Below are 17,566 nucleotides of genomic sequence, written 5' to 3'. Positions count from 1 at the left end.
GACCACCCGGCTCGCCCCGGATTGCCAGTAAATGTCAATCGTCATGAACCGATGCAAGCCGGGCGCGATTCCAAGATCTTCAGGACACTCCTAGCTAGGGTGAGATGTGGTCAGTCAGGGTACGAGCCGTCAGCAGGGCGCCGTCCGGCCCGGATACGTGGCCGCCGCGGGCGTGTTCGCGGTCGGCATGATGGGTACGACCCTGCCCACTCCCCTGTACGGGCTCTACCGTGAGCAGATCGGTTTCTCCGAACTCATCGTCACCGTGGTCTTCGCCGTCTACGCCGTCGGCGTGATCGCCGCCCTCCTCGTCGCCGGTGACTTCTCCGACATTCTCGGCCGCCGCCCGATCCTGCTGTGCGCCCTGGGCCTGGCCGCGCTGAGCGCGGTGTGCTTTCTGCTGGAGAGCGGACTGCCGCTGCTCTTCGCCGGTCGCGTCCTGTCGGGGTTCTCCGCGGGCCTGCTGAGCGGTGCCGCCACGGCGGCCGTACTGGAACTCGCACCGCCCGGGCGCCGCACCCGCGCAGGATTCGCGGCGACCGCGGCCAACATGGGGGGCCTGGGACTCGGCTCCCTGACCGCGGGGGTCCTCGCCGAATACGCCCCGTGGCCGCTGCACCTGCCCTTCCTGACCCATCTGGCGCTCCTGGTGATCGCGGCGGCGGTCACCTGGCTGCTGCCCGAAACCGTGCACCGCGGCAAGCCCAGGCCGCCGCTGCGGCCGCAGGGCATGGTCGTCCCCGCCCAGGTGCGCGGTGTGTTCGCGCCCTCCGCGCTCGCCGCCTTCGCCGGGTTCTCGCTGCTGGGCCTGTTCACGGCGGTCGCGCCCGCCTTCCTCGCCGGGACGCTGGGCGAGCACAACCTCGCCGTGTCCGGCGCCGTGGCCTTCTCCGCCTTCTGTGCCTCGACCTGCGGCCAGTTGCTGATGAGCCGCGTCGGGACGCGCAGCGCCCTGCCCGTCGGCTGCCTGGTGCTGGTGGCAGGCCTGCTGCTCGTGGGGGTCTCCCTGTTGCTGGAGTCGTTGCCGGTCCTGCTGGTCGGTGCCGTGACGGGCGGCATCGGACAGGGCCTGGCCTTCCGGGCGGGTCTGACCGTGGTGAGCGCGGCAGCTCCCGACACCCGAAGGGGCGCCACCATCTCCGCGTTCTTCGTCGTCGCGTACGGGGGGATCTCGGTGCCCGTCATCGGGGTCGGAGCCCTGACGTTGGCGCTGGGGCTGCGCAACGCGGGCCTGGTGTTCGCGGGATGCGTCACGTTGCTGGCCGCCTCAGCGGGCGGCTATCTGTGGCGACGGCCGCCCGCGGAGGCCTGACGACCCACGGCCTCGGCCCTGTGCGGCGCCCGCCGTCGTGGTCGGGGTGACCGGCGAAGCTCGTGCGGCGGTTCGGGTCGGATGTGATCCTGGGAGGACGACGAGCGGGCAGGGATGCTGACCATGGGCCCTGAGGCCGACAGCGGCGGTGCCACCGTCCGGGCACGTGTGCGGCCCGCCCGAGCGCTGCGCAGGGCCGCCACCGCACTGCGGCACGGCACGGGCACATCGGCCTGCGCGGCCCGGCGGGCCGTCCGGCTGACGATCGCGGCCGTCGCCGCCTTCTACGTCTGCCTCTACGGTCTGCACCAGCCGGTCACCGCCACGTACGCCCTGTTCGCGGCGGTGGCGATGGCCGGCCTCTCCCGTATCCCCGGCACCGGCCGCCAGCGTGCGGTTGTGGTGCTCCGGGTGCTCCCGGTCGGCTGGCTCCTCGTGACGGCCGGGACGCTGCTCGCGGTGAACACCTGGGCGGCTGTGGCGGGGATGCTGGTGATCGGCTTCCTGCTGGCGTTCGCGGCGGCGGCCGGTCCCCGGCTGGCCGGGGCGGCTCCGGGCCTGCAACTGCTGTACATCCTGCCGTGCTTCCCTCCCTACGCGCCGGAGACACTGGGGGAACGGCTGAGCGGGATGACGCTGGGCATCCTGCTGCTCGTGCTCGCCGAGAGCCTGCTGCTGCCCGACCCGCCTCCCACGTCCTACCGGGCTCTGTCGGGGCACGCGGCCATGACCGCGGCGCGCTGCGCGACCGAGCTGTCCCGCCCGCCGTGGACCCTGTCGGACGAGTCGCGCAGCGCAGCGCGGTCAGCCGGTGAAGCGCTGCGCCCCTTCTACGTACCCGAGTCGGAGCGCCCGGCCGGACCGGGACCGCGCGAACGGGCGCTCGCCCACACCGGCATGGCAGCCCGTGTCCTCCTCGCGCGTCTGCAAGAGGTGCCGGCGCCGGGACCTCAGGGTTTTCATCCCCATTCCCTCGAACTTCTGCACGAGATCACGGTGTCGGCCCGGCGGACCGCCGCCGCGCTGCGCACCGGCCGCCCGGCCGGCCCGGGACGGCTGCCGGACGCCCTCGCCCTGTACCGGCGCCGCCGCACGCTGCCCACGGACGGGGCGACACACGCGACGACCAGCACGGTGATGCACCGTCAGGCGATGCTCATCGAGGCTGCCCATGCCGGGGTGACGCTGGCGACGGCCGCCGATCTCGCCCTGGGACGGCGCCGGAGACCCGCCCGGACACAGGACGCGAGTTTCTGGTACGCGGGCCACAGCACGGTCCAGCTGTGGGCGCACCGGATGATGGCGCACCTGAGCCCCCGCTCGGTGTACTTCCAGAACGCGGTGCGCGTCAGCCTGGCCCTGGCCACCGCGCGTACCGTGGCCGGGGTCGACTCCCTCCCGCACGGATTCTGGGCCATGCTGGCCGCTCTGACCCTGATTCGCACCACGGCCGCGCAGACGGGTGCGGTTGTACGCCAGGCCCTCATCGGAGCCCTGCTGGGCGCGCTGGCCGCCGCCGTCCTTCTGGTGTACGTCGGAGGGAACACCACGGCCTACACCGTGGCACTCCCGGTGGTCATGCTCGCCGCGTTCTGGATCGGCCCGACACGCGGTGCGGGATGGGCGCAGGGCTTGTTCACCCTGGTCGTGTCCTTCGTCTTCGCTCAGCTCGCGCCGGCCACCTGGCAATTGGCCGAGGTCCGCTTCCTCGACGTTCTCACCGGCAGCGTGATCGGGCTGGTGATCGGGCTGCTCGCCTGGCCACGGGGCGCCCATGAGGAGCTGCGCCGAGACGTGGCCCAGGTGCTCCGCGCCATCGGCTCGACCATCAGCTCCACCACGTCGGTCCTCGCCACGAGTCATACGGAGGTTCAGGGGAGCGGGCCTTCGCTGCAGCACGCCCTGCTCCTGGCGGAGTCGTCCTACGCGCAGTACCAGAGCGAACCGCGGCGGTCCGACACAGCGGTGGCGGACTGGCAGGCGGCGCTGATGGCCGGGCACCACGCCCTGAGCGGGTCCCGGCGCCTGCTGGATCCGGGGAGTACGGACAGTGTCCGGCCGCTCGGGCCTGTCCACGGTGCGGGGCTGGCCCGGGACGGTGACGCCCTGGCCGTGCAGTACGAGCTGGTCGGCGCCCTCCTCGCAGGCGCACGTCCGCCGACGTCGCGGTCCGGCCGTCCGAGGCCCGGCGAGGCGGACACCCGCCCGCAAGGCGCCCCGGCTCCGCCGCTCTACTACGACGCCGAGGCATGGCTGCAGGGACTGGCCGTCGACCTGGACCGCATCACCGAGGCCACGGCCGCGGCCGTGGCGGGGGCATCCCTCAAGGGCGAAGGCTGATCCGGGACTTGGCTGCGTGAGACGCGCAACTGCCCCCGATCTCTTCCCGTGTTGGCCGATCTTTCATCGATCTGACACCTCCTGACGCTCAAGTAGTCAATGACGCCCGCAAGTGTGAGCTGGGCATGCCAATCTGGCTGCTGCCTACCCCCCCACATGCGGTCAACCAGGAGGACGCAGTGAAGAGGCGATCGCTCACGCGCAAGGTCCCGCTCATACTCGGCAGCGCCGTCGCGCTGGTCGTCGCCTTTCCGGGCAGCGCTCTCGCCGACCCTCCCAAAGCCCTGCCCGCCAACGCGGACAGCCTGGAGCAGACGTTCCAACCGGCCTACGACTACGACACGGACGGCTGCTACCCCACCCCGGCCATCGGCCCCGACGGCACCCTGAACGGCGGCCTCAACCCGACCGGAGCCCTCAACGGCCAGTGTCGCGACTCGTCGGACCTCGACAACACCAACGGATACGCGCGCTACAAGTGCAACAACGGCTGGTGCGCCATCATGTACGGCCTCTACTTCGAGAAGGACCAGGCCGTGGCGGGCAGCAGCATCGGCGGGCACCGCCACGACTGGGAGCATGTCGTGGTGTGGGTCCAGAACAACCAGGCCCAGTACGTCTCCACCTCCAACCATGGCAGCTTCACCGTCCACAGCCGTGACCAGATCCGGTGGGACGGGACGCACCCCAAGATCGTGTACCACAAGGACGGTGCGAGCACCCACTGCTTCCGCGCCGCGAACGCAGGCGACGAGCCGCCGGAGAACCACTACAAGACGTGGCAGTTCCCCACGCTGGTCGGCTGGAACGGCTACCCCGCGGGTCTCCGCGACAAGTTGAGCCAGGCCGATTTCGGTAGTGCCAACTTCGGCCTCAAGGACGGCAATTTCAACGCCCACCTCGCGAGCGCGAAGCCGGCCGGCATCTCGTTCGACCCCTACGCCTGAGGCCGGGCGACCGCTGCAAGCGAAGGTCGGGGCGTACAGTCGAGCCGTCTACGCTGTCTCCCTATGTAGACATAGTTTTTCATTTTGGACGAGAGGTAGGAGGATGGGCCGTCCACGTTCAGAAAGGATGGTCGTGTGGCGGCCGACTCCGTACTCCTGCTCGCCGCGGCGGGCGTCGCATCCGGCCTGGCCGGCTCGATCGCCGGCCTGGCCTCGCTGTTCAGCTATCCGGCCCTGCTGGCCGCAGGCCTCCCACCGGTGGCCGCCAATGTGACCAACACCGTGGCTCTGTTCTCCAACACGGTGGGTACCGCGGCCGGCTCGCGGGAGGAGCTTCGCGGCCAACGCCGCCGTCTCGTGCGGCTAGCGCTCCTCGCTGCCGCGGGCGGCTCGGTCGGCGCGGCGCTGCTGCTCGGCACGCCGTCCTCGGCGTTCGAACGCGTCGTGCCCTGGCTGATCGCCCTGGGATCGGTGCTCATCCTGGTCCGAGAGCCGCTCCGCCGACTGGCGGCGACCCGCCTGCAGCGGAGCGACGGCGGACTGCGCGTGAAGTCGCCGCTGACCTGCGCAGTTCTCCTGGTGGGCCTCTACGGCGGCTACTTCGGGGCCGCGGCGGGTGTTCTGATGCTGGCAGTGCTGTCGCTGTCGGCGAACGAACCACTGCGGGTGACCAATGCCGTGAAGAACATAGCCACCGGAGCGGCAAACATCACCGCGGCCATCGCCTACGCCTTCCTCGCGCCGGTCCACTGGGGAGCCGCTGCGGCGCTCAGCCTCGGATGTCTGGTCGGCAGCCGGGTGGGGCCGGTCGTCGTCCGGCGAATTCCCGAGAATCCGCTGCGGATCGCCATCGCCCTGGCGGGCTTGGGCCTGGCCGTCTCCCTGTGGCACGAGGCGGGCTGACGTCCGCGCTGCCCACGAAGGTGAAGCCGTGGCGCGCATGCCTCGGCGAGCCGTCCGTGCCCCGAACCTCACGCGGTGGACATCGACGACCGCAAGCTCGCCACAGCGCAGCGGCTCGGCGCCACACGCACCGTCAACTCCCGCCAGGCCGACGCGGTGGAGGCGATCCGCGAGCTGACCGACGGCTTCGGCGCGGACGTGGTCATCGACGCGGTGGGCCGACCGGAGATGCATCAACAGGCCTTCTACGCCCAGGACTTGGCCGGGACCGTGGTGCTGGCCGGGGTGCCGACGCCGGAGAAGAAGCTGGAACTGCCGCTGCTGGACGTCTTCGGGTGCGCCGCGCGCTGAAGGCCTTGTGGTACGGCGACTGCCTGCCATCCCGGGACTTCCCGATGCTGATCGGCCTGCACCGCCAAGGGCGCCTGGACCTGGAGGCCTTCGTCACCGAGACCATCGCCCTCGACCAGGTGGAGCAGGCCTTCGAGCGGATGCACCACGGCGATGCGCTGCGCTCGGTGGTGGTCTTCTGATGGCGGTCGGCCGCACCGAGCACCTGGTCACCTCCGGCACCTTCAGTCTGGGCGCCGGCACCTGAGACGTGGACAACAACGTCTGGATCGTGGGCGACGACCACGAGGTCATCGTCGTCGACGCCGCGCACGACACCGAGGCCATCGCCGCGGCGGTCGGGGACCGGCGCGTGGCGGCCATCGTGTGCAGCCACGGCCACAACGACCACATCGACGCCGCGCCCGCGCTCGCCGACGCGACCGGCGCCTCCGTCCTGATCCACCTCGACGACGGCTGCTGTGGAAGCACACCCCCCCGACCGGAACCCGGACCGCTACCTCTCCGACGGGCAGCAGATCACCGTGGCCGGCACCGAACTGACGATGCTGCACACGCCCGGTCACACCCCCGGAGCGATCTCGCTCCACGCGCCCGGGCTTGGAACGGTCTTCACGGGCGACACCCCCTTCGCGGGCGGCCCCGGCGCAACCGGGCGCTCGTACTCGGGCTTCCCGACCATCATCCGGTCCATCCGGGACCGGCTGCTCACCTGACCCTCCCGCCGGACACCGTGGTCCGCACCGGTCACGGGGAGTCCAGGACCATCGGCGCCGAGGCGCCCCACCTTCAGGCGTGGATCGCCAGGGGCCAGTGAGTCACTGATCGCTGTTCCACAGCGGGGCGACCGCCTGTGCTGCCGCCCGCCCCTGGGCGAAGCCGGCGTGGCCCGCAGGGGTCCTGCTGGCGGGGGACAGCGGGTCGGTGCCGAAGGCGCGCGCTGATCAGGCCGGGCAGCTCGCTGCCGATGTCACGGGAGGCGCCCGTGCCGACGGACACATGGTTGACTACGGCGGATATCCGTCGGCAGGTTCACAGTACTGCGCGCACCGACGTGCACGGCTTGTCCGCGGCGCCGCGGCAGATCGCGGCGCTGCCGGGAACGCGCTGACGCGCACGTTCGCCAGTCGGGGAGCGGAGTAGGGTGAAGGCACCGGGAGTACTTCGCACACCGGCTCCCACGCTGGTGTCGTTCCCGGTGATCGACGACACCGGGTCGTCGCAGACGGGCCGGAGACAGGTCCGCGTCGTGAACGTGACCATCGACCGTACTTTGCGTGAGCGCGCACCCTCACCGCCGGCCCGGTTGTCCCTGACACCCTCGAGCACGGTTCTGGGCCGGTTGGACGGCGCGTGGTGGCCCCGCTCCCGGAACCTCTTCCGCGAACTCCCGGCCCTGGCGGACGCTCTCGTCGGCCCCAGCGACCTGGTTACCCGTGTCACGGTGAACCCGGTCTGCTGGCCCGTCATCCCCCGTACGGTCCCTGTCAGTGGGCACATCGTGCACGTGGGATGGTTCACGGACGAACAACACCCGCACACAGTGGTTCTGCTCTCCCACACCGTCGGCCGCTGGAACCTCCTGGTGGTCCCGCCGGAGACGGGTGCGGCCGCCGCCGCCCGGCTGATGTCCGCCGCGGCGACTGTGGGTAACCGGCGTGCGGCCGACCGGCTGATGGCCGATGAGGAGGCGACCGACCACGTCACCGACGCCCGAAGCGGGGAAGAGGCGTGGGAGACGGACGGCGGGGCCTGGGCACGACCGCCGCTTTCCCGCCGCTGAGCCCGGCGGGGCGGGGCTCTTGGCCTCCGGCCGAGGAAGTCGGACCACGGAGACCGCTCGCAGGGGCGGTGCCATGGTCGCGGTCCGGTCGTCCTGAGCCGGAATCGCCCTGACCCGCCGTCTCAGAAACTCGCCATGACGCACGGTCGCAGACTCCGCCACGACGCCGCCATGCCGGGGATCGGCCGTGGAACCGCAGGCGGCGCCGAACGGCCGGCGGTCGGACATGCCGGGAACAAGGGCTTGGCAAGCCGTGGCCGGGATGTGCATCGCGCTGTATGTGCGTCCACACCGGCGCCGCGAGGTCGCCGTCGGTGCGCGCGAGTAAGCCCCCGGTCGCGGAGCGATCATGCCCCGACAGCACTCGCGCCAGGGTGATGCCCGAAAGCACCGGCGCCAGGGTGATGCCCGAAAGGGAAAGAGCAACCCGGCTTGCCGGTCCTCCACGGCTGCGTGAGCGTAGGTGATCGGAGAGTGTCGAGGAACGGGGAGGCGGAATGGGCGGCGTGCTCCGGCACCTGGCACGGCCCGTCTGGCACGGCGCCGGGCGGCTGACCACCCCATTGCTGCCTGACGACTTTCTGGCCGTCGTCGATCCCCTGTGGTCGGCCAGGTGTCCGTCGGGCCGGGTGGAGCTGGTCCGGGCGGAGACGGCGGACGCGACGACGCTCGTGGTGCGGGCGGGGCGCGGCTGGTCGGGGCATCGCGCGGCCGGGCAGTACGTGCCGGTCGGAGTGGGCATCGACGGCACAGTGCACTGGCGGACGTACTCGATCACGACCCCGCCGGGCTCCGGGCGTTTCGCGATCACAGTGCGGGCGGTCCGGGACGGGCGGGTGTCCCCGCACCTGGCCCACCAGGTCCGGCCCGGCGAAACCCTGCGCCTCGGTCCTGTCCAGGGGGACTTCGTGCTGTCCGGCCCGCCGCCCGCGCGCGTCCTGTTCCTGACCGGCGGTATCGGCATCACTCCCGTGGTGGCCATGCTGCGCGCGCTCGCCGGACGCACGGGCCGCCGCCCGGACACCGTGCTGGTGCACAGCGCGCCGGACGCCGACCGGGTGGTCTTCGGTGGTGAGCTCCGTGCCATGGCCGCCCGCGAGAGCTGGTTCACGCTGTACGAGCACCACACCCGCCGCGCAGGGCGGTTGGATCGGGTGCACCTGGGCGCTCTGTGCCCTGACTGGGAAGAGCGCGAGTCCTGGGCCTGCGGCCCGGAAGGGCTGCTCGCGTTCGCCGAGCGGGTCTGGCGCGGCGCGGGTGCCCGGCGCCGGCTGCATCTGGAGCGGTTCCGGCTGCCGTCACCGGCCGCGCCCGGCAGTGGATCGGGCGGGCACGGTGGGCGGGTGCGCTTCACCCGGAGCGGTGTCGAGACGGACGCAGGCTCCGACACGCCCCTGCTGGACGTCGGCGAGGCTGCGGGTGTCGTCATGCCCAGCGGCTGCCGTATGGGCATCTGCCACAGCTGCGTCAGCCCGCTGTCCGCCGGACGGGTCCGCGACCTGCGGACCGGCGACGTACACGGCGAGCCAGGCGATCTGATCCAGACCTGCGTGTCGGCAGCCTGTGGATCCGTGCACATCGACCTGTAGAGCCGATCTGTCGAGCCTCGAGCCTTCGTCGAGCCTCGAGCCTTCAAGGAAAGGGAGAAACCGTGGCCGCTGTGCTTGCTCTTGCGCCGCCCGAAGCCGACGCCTTCGGGCAGGAACTGGACCACATCCGCGCCGAGGTGCTGGCCGAGCGCGGCGCCGAGGACGCCCATTACATCCGCACACTCATCACCGTGCACCGCGCCCTGGAAGCCGGCGGCCGGGCCGCACTGGCCGTTTCCCTACTACCGCCCGCCTGGCTGGCCGGGACGGCGATGCTCACCACCGCCAAGATCCTCGAGAACATGGAGTTGGGCCACAACATCCTGCACGGCCAGTGGGACTGGATGCGCGACCCGGCCATCCACTCCACCACATGGGAATGGGACTTCCCCACCCCGGCCGCCGCCTGGAAGCACACCCACAACGACCTGCACCACACCTGGACCAACGTGGTGGGCCGGGACCGGGACCTGGGCTACGTGGCCATCCGGATCAGCGCAGACCAGCCCTGGCGCTCCGTCCATCTCCTGCAGCCCCTCTACGGCGGGCCGCTGCTGGCACCGCTCTTCGAGTGGGCCATCGCGCTGTACGACCTGGAGCCCGACGCAGTCGTCCAGGGCCGCAAGTCCGTGCGCGCGTTCCTGGGCGACCTTGCAGGTATGGCCCGCAAGACGGCACGGCAGTTCACCAAGGACTACGTCCTCTTCCCGCTGCTGGCCGGCCCGTCCGCCCTGCCGTGCCTTCTCGGCAACCTCACCGCCAACGTCACCCGCAACATCTGGGCGCACACCGTCATCTTCTGCGGCCACTTCCCCGTCGGCGCGGAATCCTTCACCGAGGACCAGATCGAGGGCGAGTCGCGCGGCGAGTGGTACGTGCGGCAGGCACTCGGCTCGGCGAACATCGACGGCGGCGCCCTCCTTCACATCCTCACCGGCAACCTCAGCCACCAGATCGAGCACCACCTCTTCCCCGACCTGCCCAGCAACCGCTATGCCGAGATCGCCCCCCGGGTGCGCAAGCTTTGCGAGAAGTACGGCATCCCGTACACCACCGGCCCGCTGCTGCGTCAGTACGCCTCCACCTGGGGCCGCATCTGGCGCATGGCGATCCCGTAGACCTCCGTCGGCCTTAAGCTGTTGCCGAGAGACTCCATGGGCTGTTGATCACGGTCGTGTCAGGAGCCCGAGGGTGTACAGATCGCGTGAGCGGCTTGATGAGCAGATCCGCCGGGATCGCCAGTCGGAACCGGCACCGACCGCCCGCTGCGAGCCTGCCGATGCGGAAGACCACGCTGGGGCGGGTCATGGAGGACAGTGAACGGCAGCCCGACCTCGGACGGGTGGACCTGTCCGAAGGGTTCCGGGAGCGGCTGCTGGAGGTGTTGCTGGACCGGTCACGCGACCTTCCGGCACATCTGATCGGCAATCTGGTCGCTGACGAGGTACGCAAGATCGGCGGCCGAGACGTGTCGATCTTCCTGCAGGACTACGACCAGCTGTTCCTGATGCCGCTGACGGGAAGAGGACTGACCCCCGGGGAGCCCCAGCTGATCGCCGACTCGGATGTCGGCCTCGCCTTCCAGCTCCGGACACCCGCCGAGGTGCCGCAGCCCGACGGCATCCGGATCTATCTGCCGATGCCTGACGACAGCGACGACGTGGGCGTCCTCGCTCTCACCCTGGACACCATCAGCGATGACGACCGACGGCTGCTGCGCAGCCTCGCCGGCCTGGTCGCCGGTATCCTCGCGACCAAACGCCACGCCACCGACCTGTTCTTCCAGACCCGGCGCCGTCAACCGATGACCCTCGCCGCGGAAATCCAGTGGTCTCTCCTGCCGCCACTGACCATGGCCGTTCCACAAGTCGAGGTGGCCGGGATCCTCGAACCCGCCTACGCCATCGCTGGGGACAGCTTCGATTACTGCCTCAACGAGGACATCCTGCACGTGGCCGTCATCGATGCCATGGGTCACGGACTCGACGCCGCCACCATGGCCACCGTCGCCATCGGCGCCTACCGGCATGCCAGACGCGCCTACATCGGGCTGTCCGAGATCTACACGTTCATGGACGAGGCCATCGCCGAGCAGTTCGGACCCGACCACTTCGTCACCGCGCAGATGATGCTCCTGAACATCGCCACGGGCCGTCTGCAATGGGTCAACGCCGGCCACCCCGTACCACTGCTGATTTGCGGCCACCGGGTCATCCAGCGGCTGAACAGCCCCACCACGCTGCCCGTCGGCTTCGGCGGGCACGAACCCGAGGTCAGCGAGCAAGAACTCCAACGCGGCGACCGCATTCTGTGCTTCACCGACGGCCTGGTCGAAGAGCGCAACGCCGGCGGCGAAGAATTCGGAGAAGAACAGCTCATCGACTCGGTCAACCGCCACCAACCGGCTGCGGGAGGCGCCCGGGCGGCGGTACGTTCCCTGTCTCACGCACTCAGGAAGGCCCGCGGAAGGACCACGGACGACGCGACCCTCGTTCTGATCGAATGGCGCGGGGGTACCGCCGACCACCTCTCCAACGGCGCCGACGGGCCGAGCAGGCCCTGATCCGGTGGTCGCTGGGCGACCGCATCATTGGTCGGCGCGGTCCCCCCGGCCCCGGCCGCCATTTCGATGGATATTTTCAAGGAAATTCCGCATGGTTGCAGAATCCGTGCTAGATTGGGTGAAGTTTTAGTTCTGGTATCCATAAAATCGATGTGCACCTGACGGTACGTGACCTTCAGGTGTATTTCGTTTTCCGGCGCTCCCTGGATGGGGCATCTCGGCGACGGGATTTCGCACGGTGCCTGTTTTCGGTTCTCCCGTCTCGCTTCCATCTGCGCACCTCATCTGCGGAAAGGCTGTCCCTCGCCCTTCTCCACGGCCTGGAGTACGGTAGCCATACCGAGGGCATTTCGCGCAGCGCGACCACGGCGGTGCCGTTCCCGGCGAATGACGACACGGGCAGCCGAAAAACGCCCGGGACGGATTGCTCAGATGGACGGGACAAAAAATCCCCCCGAATGCACGCCATCGGCGAAAGCGCGAACGTACCGGATGCCCTTGCCCCGGCTGGCCCTCACGCCGGGCGTCGGCCACGGCTCGCTGGACGGAGCCTGGTGGCCGCGCTGCGATGTGCTCGAACTGGAGCTGCCCTCGCTCGTCGGCTCGCTGGCCCCGGGCTGCGGTGCTGTCATCCATGTCACCGTGGGCGCCGCTGCCTGGCCTCACGCCCCGCGCACGGTCATGGCACCTGGTCACGTGATCGAGGTGACACGCGCGGACACCGAGGCCGAGACACACGTCGTAAGCCTGGACTGCGGCACCATGGGCCACTGGGAGCTGCTGGTCATCCCGTCCGACGAGCCCGCCGGAGCGGCCACCCGGCTGCTGGCCGCCGTCGCCGATCCCTCGAACCCGCTGACAGCCCAGCGGATGCCGGCGTTCGCCGTGGCCGACCTTCTTGAGGAGAGGCCGCATGGGACTTGAGGAGTGCACCACGCGGTCGTCGACGACCAGGTGCTGGAAGTGCCTCCCAGGCCTCAATCGTCAAGGCGAGGCCCACGCGGGGTGACCAGGCCGAGGTACCCGGTGAGAGCTCTCACGAGAGCAGGCCACTCGGCGCCGATCTCGCGACTGCGGCCCACCAGGCTGCCGGGGCACCACGTGCCGACGGGCGTCGGTCTCCGGGTGTCACCGTGACGCCGGTGCCCTGCTCGATGGGCAGGGACCACAGGGCCGGGCATACGCTGCAGAGGGGGCGTACGTGAAAGCGCGGCGCTGCGCTCCTACCCCCAGACGTGGGAAGCGGCGACCTCGTTCGTCCTCAGCGCCGCCGCCCTGCAGGAGGTACGCCATGGATCACGACCCGTTGCCCTCCGCGGGCCGCGCCGAGGTCCGAATCGTCGCAGCGACGCCGGAGGTCGCTCGTCGCGTCGCCGAAGTGCTCCGTCGCTGCTTCTCCTCGACCGAGCAGCGCAGCTACCCCGCTGGCTACGAGGGAGCAACCCGTCTCCATTTCACCGTCGACACGACGCAAGCCGCGGAGCCCGCACGATCCTGGCTGGCAGCCAGCCAGTCGTCCTCCGAGAAGCACCAATATTCGGATGATGTGTGAACAGGACACGTGGAGGCCGTGGAAACCCAGCCCCGCATCCGCGTCCGCACCGTCAGCCACCACCCGGAGAGCAACAGCCATGGCGACTCTGCGTGAACGAAAGACCTACCGGAAGTCGGTCATGAATTCTCTGTACGAGGCCGTCGAACGCAATCGCCCGGAGGTCAGCGGAGCCACACTCCGTGACGAGCTCCGTATGCCCGACGAGGACCTGTCCGCAGCCTGCACCTACCTGGCCGGCGAGGGCCTGATCACCGTCGACTGGACATCGCACAAGACACCGGCGACCATCTCTCTGACCCATGAGGGCATCCGGTTCATGGAAGAGCAGGAAGAACACAGCTGAAACACCGGGAAAGCATCCTGCCGTCACGGCAGGATCGTCGTCCGAACAAGACGTCCTCTAGGACGCCTGCTTGGACGCCCGCCACTCCGGTGCGAGGACCGACCAGACCTCCATGTCATGCCGCTTGCCCCGGTACGGGTAACTCTCCCGCAGTACGCCTTCCTTCGTCATCCCGAGCCGCCGGGCCACCGCGATGCTGGGCTCGTTCGCCGCCGAGACCTGCCACTCCACGCGGTGGACGCCCCGCTCCTCGACGGCCCAGTCGATGATCACGCGCGCGGCCCTGGTCACCAGGCCCCTGCCCGCTGCGGACGGCTCGAGCCAGCAGCCGGCCTCGGCGGTGCCGTGCTCGACGTCCATCGTGCGGAAGAGGACCCCGCCGACCAGTTTGCCGTCCGCCCAGATGCCGTAGATCCGCCCCGTGTCGGCTGCGGCCTTCTCCGCGTACGACTGGAGGAACGAGCGGCTCGAGGCGAGGTCCGTGACGAAGTCCGGGAGCGCGATGTGCTGCCCGACGAACTCCCGGCCCCGGTCCATGTGGGTCAGGAACTCCTGGGCCTGCCAGGGCTCGAGCGGGCGCAGCTCCGCGCCGTCGTCGCCCAGGGATATCGCGTACATCGTCACCTTCCATGGTCGATACCGGCGCGCACTGCGAGGGATCTTCTCACGGGGACTGCGGGCTGCCATCTGTTTTCGGTGCCACCGGCGTCTCGGCGTACGAAGTGCTGCTCGTCCCCGGCGTCATCCGCCGTGAGTCGCCAGGAGGTCTTCCGGTGAGATGAGGGCGGTGGAGCCGGGGGCCGTGCAGGCGTAGGCGCCCGCCATTGCGCCGAGGCGGGCGCACTCCAGTACCTCGCGGCCGGTGAGCCTGCCGTACAGGAAGCCGCACACATACGCGTCGCCCGCACCGTTGGAGTCCACCACCGGTGCGGGCGGAACGGCCGCCGCGATGTGGTGCGGGGTGGAGCCGCCGTCCCGGGTGAGGAGGTAGGCGCCGTCTGCGCCCGCTGTGGCGACCACGGTCTGCGCGCGGCCCGCGCGGAGGATCTCCCGCATCAGAGCAGGGGTGTTTTCGCCCGCGCCCGCCGCGCTGAGGAAGACGAGGTCGGAGCGGAGGGCGAACTCCCTGTGGTGGTCGGCCAGTCCGTCCCAGTCGTGCAGGTCGGTGGAGACGGGGACGCCGAGGTCTTCGATGTCGTCGTAGAGGAAGCGAGCGAAGTCCATGATCGAGACGTGGACGTGCCGGGTACGTCGCAGGCGGGGCAGGTAGTGATCTCGGGGCATGCGCAGACCGGCCGGGTCGCGGGCGTCGTAGAAGGACATCCTGCGGCCCGTCGCGTCCACCAGGTTCACCGCGCGGCGGGTGCCCGCGGGGGAGATCACCGGGGCGAACTCCACGTCCCCCTCGGCCAGTCGCTCGCGTACCTGCGCGCCGATCCAGTCGTCGCCGATGAAGTCGAGCAGCGCGACCCGGAGGCCGAGTGTCCTGGCGCCGAGCGCGACGTTCCCCCCGGTGTGGCCGGGCCACTCCTCGATCGGGCCGACGTGGACGGAGTCGGCGAGCGGGACCGGCAGGGAGTCGACGCGGACGATGGTGTCCACCCCGCTGCCGCCGACGATCACGACGTCGTACTCCGCGTGCTGACTGCTCACACGTCCGCCTCTCTGGCCCCGGTTCTGTTCCCGATCGCGTCCCAGTATGGCGACTTCGGGTCGTCAGGGGCTGCGTTGTTCCGCGGCAGCTGCTCAACGGCCGCCGGGAGGCCCGCCGGTCAGCGGCGGCCGCTGAGGAGGTCCTGGAGTGCGGGGGAGTAGCGGTCGGCGAGGTCGTCGATGTCGGTCGCGCGTACGGCGTCGCCCCTGGCGATGCCGTACATGATGCCCAGGCCCAGCAGCATGCTCATGGCGAGTTCGGCGCGCACGGCTGCGTCCGGCCCGGTGAGGCGCTCCGTGAGCCGGGTGACGACCTGCTTTCTGAAGTTGGCGCGGAGCACCTCGCCGTACTCCCCGTGACCGCTGTGCAGTGGCGCGAAAGCGATGCGCAGCACGGGAGCGGTGCTGCGCTCGGCCTGGCTGGTGAGCAACTGGACGACCATGTGCCGGCCCAGCTCCTCCAGCGGAGCGTCCAGCAGCGCGTCGGCGTCCTCCTCGAAGGACAGAACGTGGGCGAACAGCCGTTCCTTGTTGCCGAAGTACTTCACGATCAGCGGGGCGCTGACTCCGGCCTGCTCCGCCACGGCCTTGAGCGTGATGTCGGTGTACGGATGGCGGGCGAACATCATCCGGGCCGCGCGCAGGATGGCGTCCCGCGACGCCTGCGCGTCCCGGCGCCGGGCGCCCTGCCCGGCGGTGCGGCTCGGCCCGCTCACGCTTCCTCCACTGCCTCCACCGTGGCCGGGGCCGCCGACCGTATACGCTGCCGGGCCTCGCCGGCGGGGTCGCGGTGGCGCGGGATGAGAAGTGCCAGGGCGAAGGCCAGCACAGCGACCGTACCAGCCATACAGAACGCCAGCAGATAACCGTGGAGCGTGGGCACCGCGATGCCGCCCAGGGACATCGTGTGATGCGTGAGCACAGCGGCGACCGCGGCGCTGCACGTGGCCTGGCCGATGGTGCGCAGCAGCACGTTCACGCCGTTCACGGAGGCGGTCTGGTGGGCCGGCACCGACTCGATGATGAGCGTGGGCAGGGCCGAATACGCCAGGGCCGTGCCCGCCGAGAGGACGGCCGAACCGGCGATGATCAGCCAGAGTTGCTCGCTGTCCGCGATGCGTACCGCGTACCCCGCGGCGATGACGGCGGCCCCTGCGGCAAGGGCGGTCTTCGCACCCCGGGCGGCCGAGATCCGGGCGGATATGGGGGAGACGCACAGCATGATCAGGCCGCCCGGCAGCATGCACAGGCCGGTCTGCAGGATGGACAGGTCGAGGCCGTACCCGGTCTCCGCCGGGGCCTGGAGCAGTTGGGCGGTCACCAGCGAGTTGGCGTAGAAGGCGAACCCGGTGAACAGGGCCGCCAGGTGCGGCAGCGCCACCCGGGGCCGGGCCGCCAGCCGCAGGTCGACCAGCGGACTGCGGGCCCGCATCTGATAGAGGCACCAGGCGGTCAGCACGATCACCGTCGCACCGGCAAGTCCCAGCACCGCCGGGCTGGTCCAGCCCCAGTCGCCGCCCTGTGAGATGGCCAGCAGCAGGCAGATCAGGCCTGCGCTCAGCCCGACCGCGCCGACGGCGTCGAAGCGGCCCGGAGTGCGTACAGGCGACTCCCGGACCGCCCACCGGGCCAGGGCCAGTCCGATGGCGCCGAGCGCGGTCGTGACCCAGAACATGACGTGCCAGTTCGCGTACTGCACGATCGCCGCCGCGAGCGGCAGCCCGAGGGCCGCGCCGATACCGACCGTGGAACTCATGAGCGCGACCGCCGAACCGCTCCGGGCCGGCGGCAACTCGTCCCGAAGGAGGCTGATTGACAGCGGTACGACCGAGGCGGCCGACCCCTGCAGGGCGCGGGCCGCGATCAGCAGCCGGATGTCGGATGTCACCGCGCACACCAGCGAGCCGGCCGTCATCAGCGCGAGGGAGAGCAGCAGCACCCGCCGTTTGCCGTACATGTCGCCCGCCCTGCCGAGGACCGGGGTGAGCACCGCCCCTGCCAGCAGCGTCGCGGTGACCATCCATGACACTGCGGCGGCAGAGGAACCCGTCAACCGCGGGAGATCGGGCAGCAGGGGTACGACGGCTGTCTGCATGACCGCCATGAGCGACCCGCCGAGGGCCAACACCGGCACGGTGAGCCGCTCCCTGAGGGGTGGCGCCGGAGCACCCGGGAGACGAGACATCGGCATGCTCCGAGCGGAGTCGCGGAAGACATGGGTAATTGA

At 70.4% G+C, this 17,566-nt stretch carries 15 protein-coding genes and 2 pseudogenes; 13 read left to right on the top strand and 4 right to left on the bottom strand.

Going from position 1 to position 17,566, the window contains the following annotated elements; translation table 11 throughout:
* Positions 1–106 precede the first annotated feature (106 nt).
* From ACWD4J_RS31700 to ACWD4J_RS31640, 13 genes and pseudogenes are all read left to right on the top strand, one after another.
* Positions 107–1,312: an MFS transporter gene (locus ACWD4J_RS31700; RefSeq protein ID WP_451398897.1), complete on the top strand. Its 1,206-nt coding sequence runs from the start codon at positions 107–109 to the stop codon at positions 1,310–1,312.
* 123 nt (positions 1,313–1,435) lie between these two features.
* Positions 1,436–3,652, top strand: coding sequence for an FUSC family protein (locus ACWD4J_RS31695; RefSeq protein WP_451398896.1), 2,217 nt, complete (start codon positions 1,436–1,438; stop codon positions 3,650–3,652).
* 125 nt (positions 3,653–3,777) lie between these two features.
* Positions 3,778–4,599, top strand: coding sequence for an NPP1 family protein (locus tag ACWD4J_RS31690; RefSeq protein ID WP_451398895.1), 822 nt, complete (start codon positions 3,778–3,780; stop codon positions 4,597–4,599).
* A gap of 135 nt (positions 4,600–4,734) precedes the next feature.
* Positions 4,735–5,502: a sulfite exporter TauE/SafE family protein gene (locus ACWD4J_RS31685; RefSeq protein ID WP_451398894.1), complete on the top strand. Its 768-nt coding sequence runs from the start codon at positions 4,735–4,737 to the stop codon at positions 5,500–5,502.
* Positions 5,503–5,574: 72 nt separating this feature from the next.
* Positions 5,575–6,035: pseudogene (locus ACWD4J_RS31680) on the top strand (zinc-binding dehydrogenase); the annotation flags it as partial.
* A gap of 68 nt (positions 6,036–6,103) precedes the next feature.
* Positions 6,104–6,569 (top strand): annotated as a pseudogene (locus tag ACWD4J_RS31675) (MBL fold metallo-hydrolase).
* Between the two features lie 533 nt (positions 6,570–7,102).
* Positions 7,103–7,636 (top strand): DUF5994 family protein, encoded by a 534-nt coding sequence (locus tag ACWD4J_RS31670; protein WP_451398906.1) that lies wholly within the window; start codon positions 7,103–7,105, stop codon positions 7,634–7,636.
* 497 nt (positions 7,637–8,133) lie between these two features.
* The gene (locus tag ACWD4J_RS31665; RefSeq protein ID WP_451398893.1) at positions 8,134–9,225 is read left to right on the top strand and encodes a ferredoxin reductase; all 1,092 of its coding nucleotides are present in this window, start codon (positions 8,134–8,136) and stop codon (positions 9,223–9,225) included.
* Positions 9,226–9,287: 62 nt separating this feature from the next.
* Positions 9,288–10,343 carry a fatty acid desaturase family protein gene (locus ACWD4J_RS31660; RefSeq protein ID WP_451398892.1) on the top strand — a complete coding sequence of 352 codons (1,056 nt, stop codon included), beginning with the start codon at positions 9,288–9,290 and terminating at the stop codon, positions 10,341–10,343.
* Positions 10,344–10,531: 188 nt separating this feature from the next.
* A complete protein-coding gene (locus ACWD4J_RS31655) occupies positions 10,532–11,788 on the top strand; it encodes a PP2C family protein-serine/threonine phosphatase (RefSeq protein WP_451398905.1) in 1,257 nt (418 codons plus the stop codon).
* Positions 11,789–12,280: 492 nt separating this feature from the next.
* Positions 12,281–12,712 carry a DUF5994 family protein gene (locus tag ACWD4J_RS31650; RefSeq protein WP_451398891.1) on the top strand — a complete coding sequence of 144 codons (432 nt, stop codon included), beginning with the start codon at positions 12,281–12,283 and terminating at the stop codon, positions 12,710–12,712.
* 367 nt (positions 12,713–13,079) lie between these two features.
* Positions 13,080–13,340: a hypothetical protein gene (locus ACWD4J_RS31645; protein WP_451398890.1), complete on the top strand. Its 261-nt coding sequence runs from the start codon at positions 13,080–13,082 to the stop codon at positions 13,338–13,340.
* Between the two features lie 79 nt (positions 13,341–13,419).
* Positions 13,420–13,686, top strand: coding sequence for a hypothetical protein (locus tag ACWD4J_RS31640; protein ID WP_451398889.1), 267 nt, complete (start codon positions 13,420–13,422; stop codon positions 13,684–13,686).
* A gap of 57 nt (positions 13,687–13,743) precedes the next feature.
* Here ACWD4J_RS31640 and ACWD4J_RS31635 read toward each other — a convergent pair whose 3' ends face one another.
* From ACWD4J_RS31635 to ACWD4J_RS31620, 4 genes are all read right to left on the bottom strand, one after another.
* Positions 13,744–14,304 (bottom strand): GNAT family N-acetyltransferase, encoded by a 561-nt coding sequence (locus ACWD4J_RS31635; protein WP_451398888.1) that lies wholly within the window; start codon positions 14,302–14,304, stop codon positions 13,744–13,746.
* Between the two features lie 123 nt (positions 14,305–14,427).
* Positions 14,428–15,309, bottom strand: coding sequence for a carbohydrate kinase family protein (locus tag ACWD4J_RS31630; RefSeq protein WP_451398904.1), 882 nt, complete (start codon positions 15,307–15,309; stop codon positions 14,428–14,430).
* Between the two features lie 149 nt (positions 15,310–15,458).
* A complete protein-coding gene (locus tag ACWD4J_RS31625) occupies positions 15,459–16,055 on the bottom strand; it encodes a TetR/AcrR family transcriptional regulator (RefSeq protein WP_451398887.1) in 597 nt (198 codons plus the stop codon).
* The gene (locus tag ACWD4J_RS31620) at positions 16,052–17,530 is read right to left on the bottom strand and encodes an MFS transporter (RefSeq protein ID WP_451398886.1); all 1,479 of its coding nucleotides are present in this window, start codon (positions 17,528–17,530) and stop codon (positions 16,052–16,054) included. The genes ACWD4J_RS31625 and ACWD4J_RS31620 overlap by 4 nt, the downstream gene beginning before the upstream one ends.
* Positions 17,531–17,566: the final 36 nt, after the last annotated feature.

Source organism: Streptomyces sp. NPDC002577 (assembly GCF_053594815.1).
Note: the sequence above shows the minus strand (reverse complement) of the source record. Positions and strands in the feature narration are given on the sequence as shown.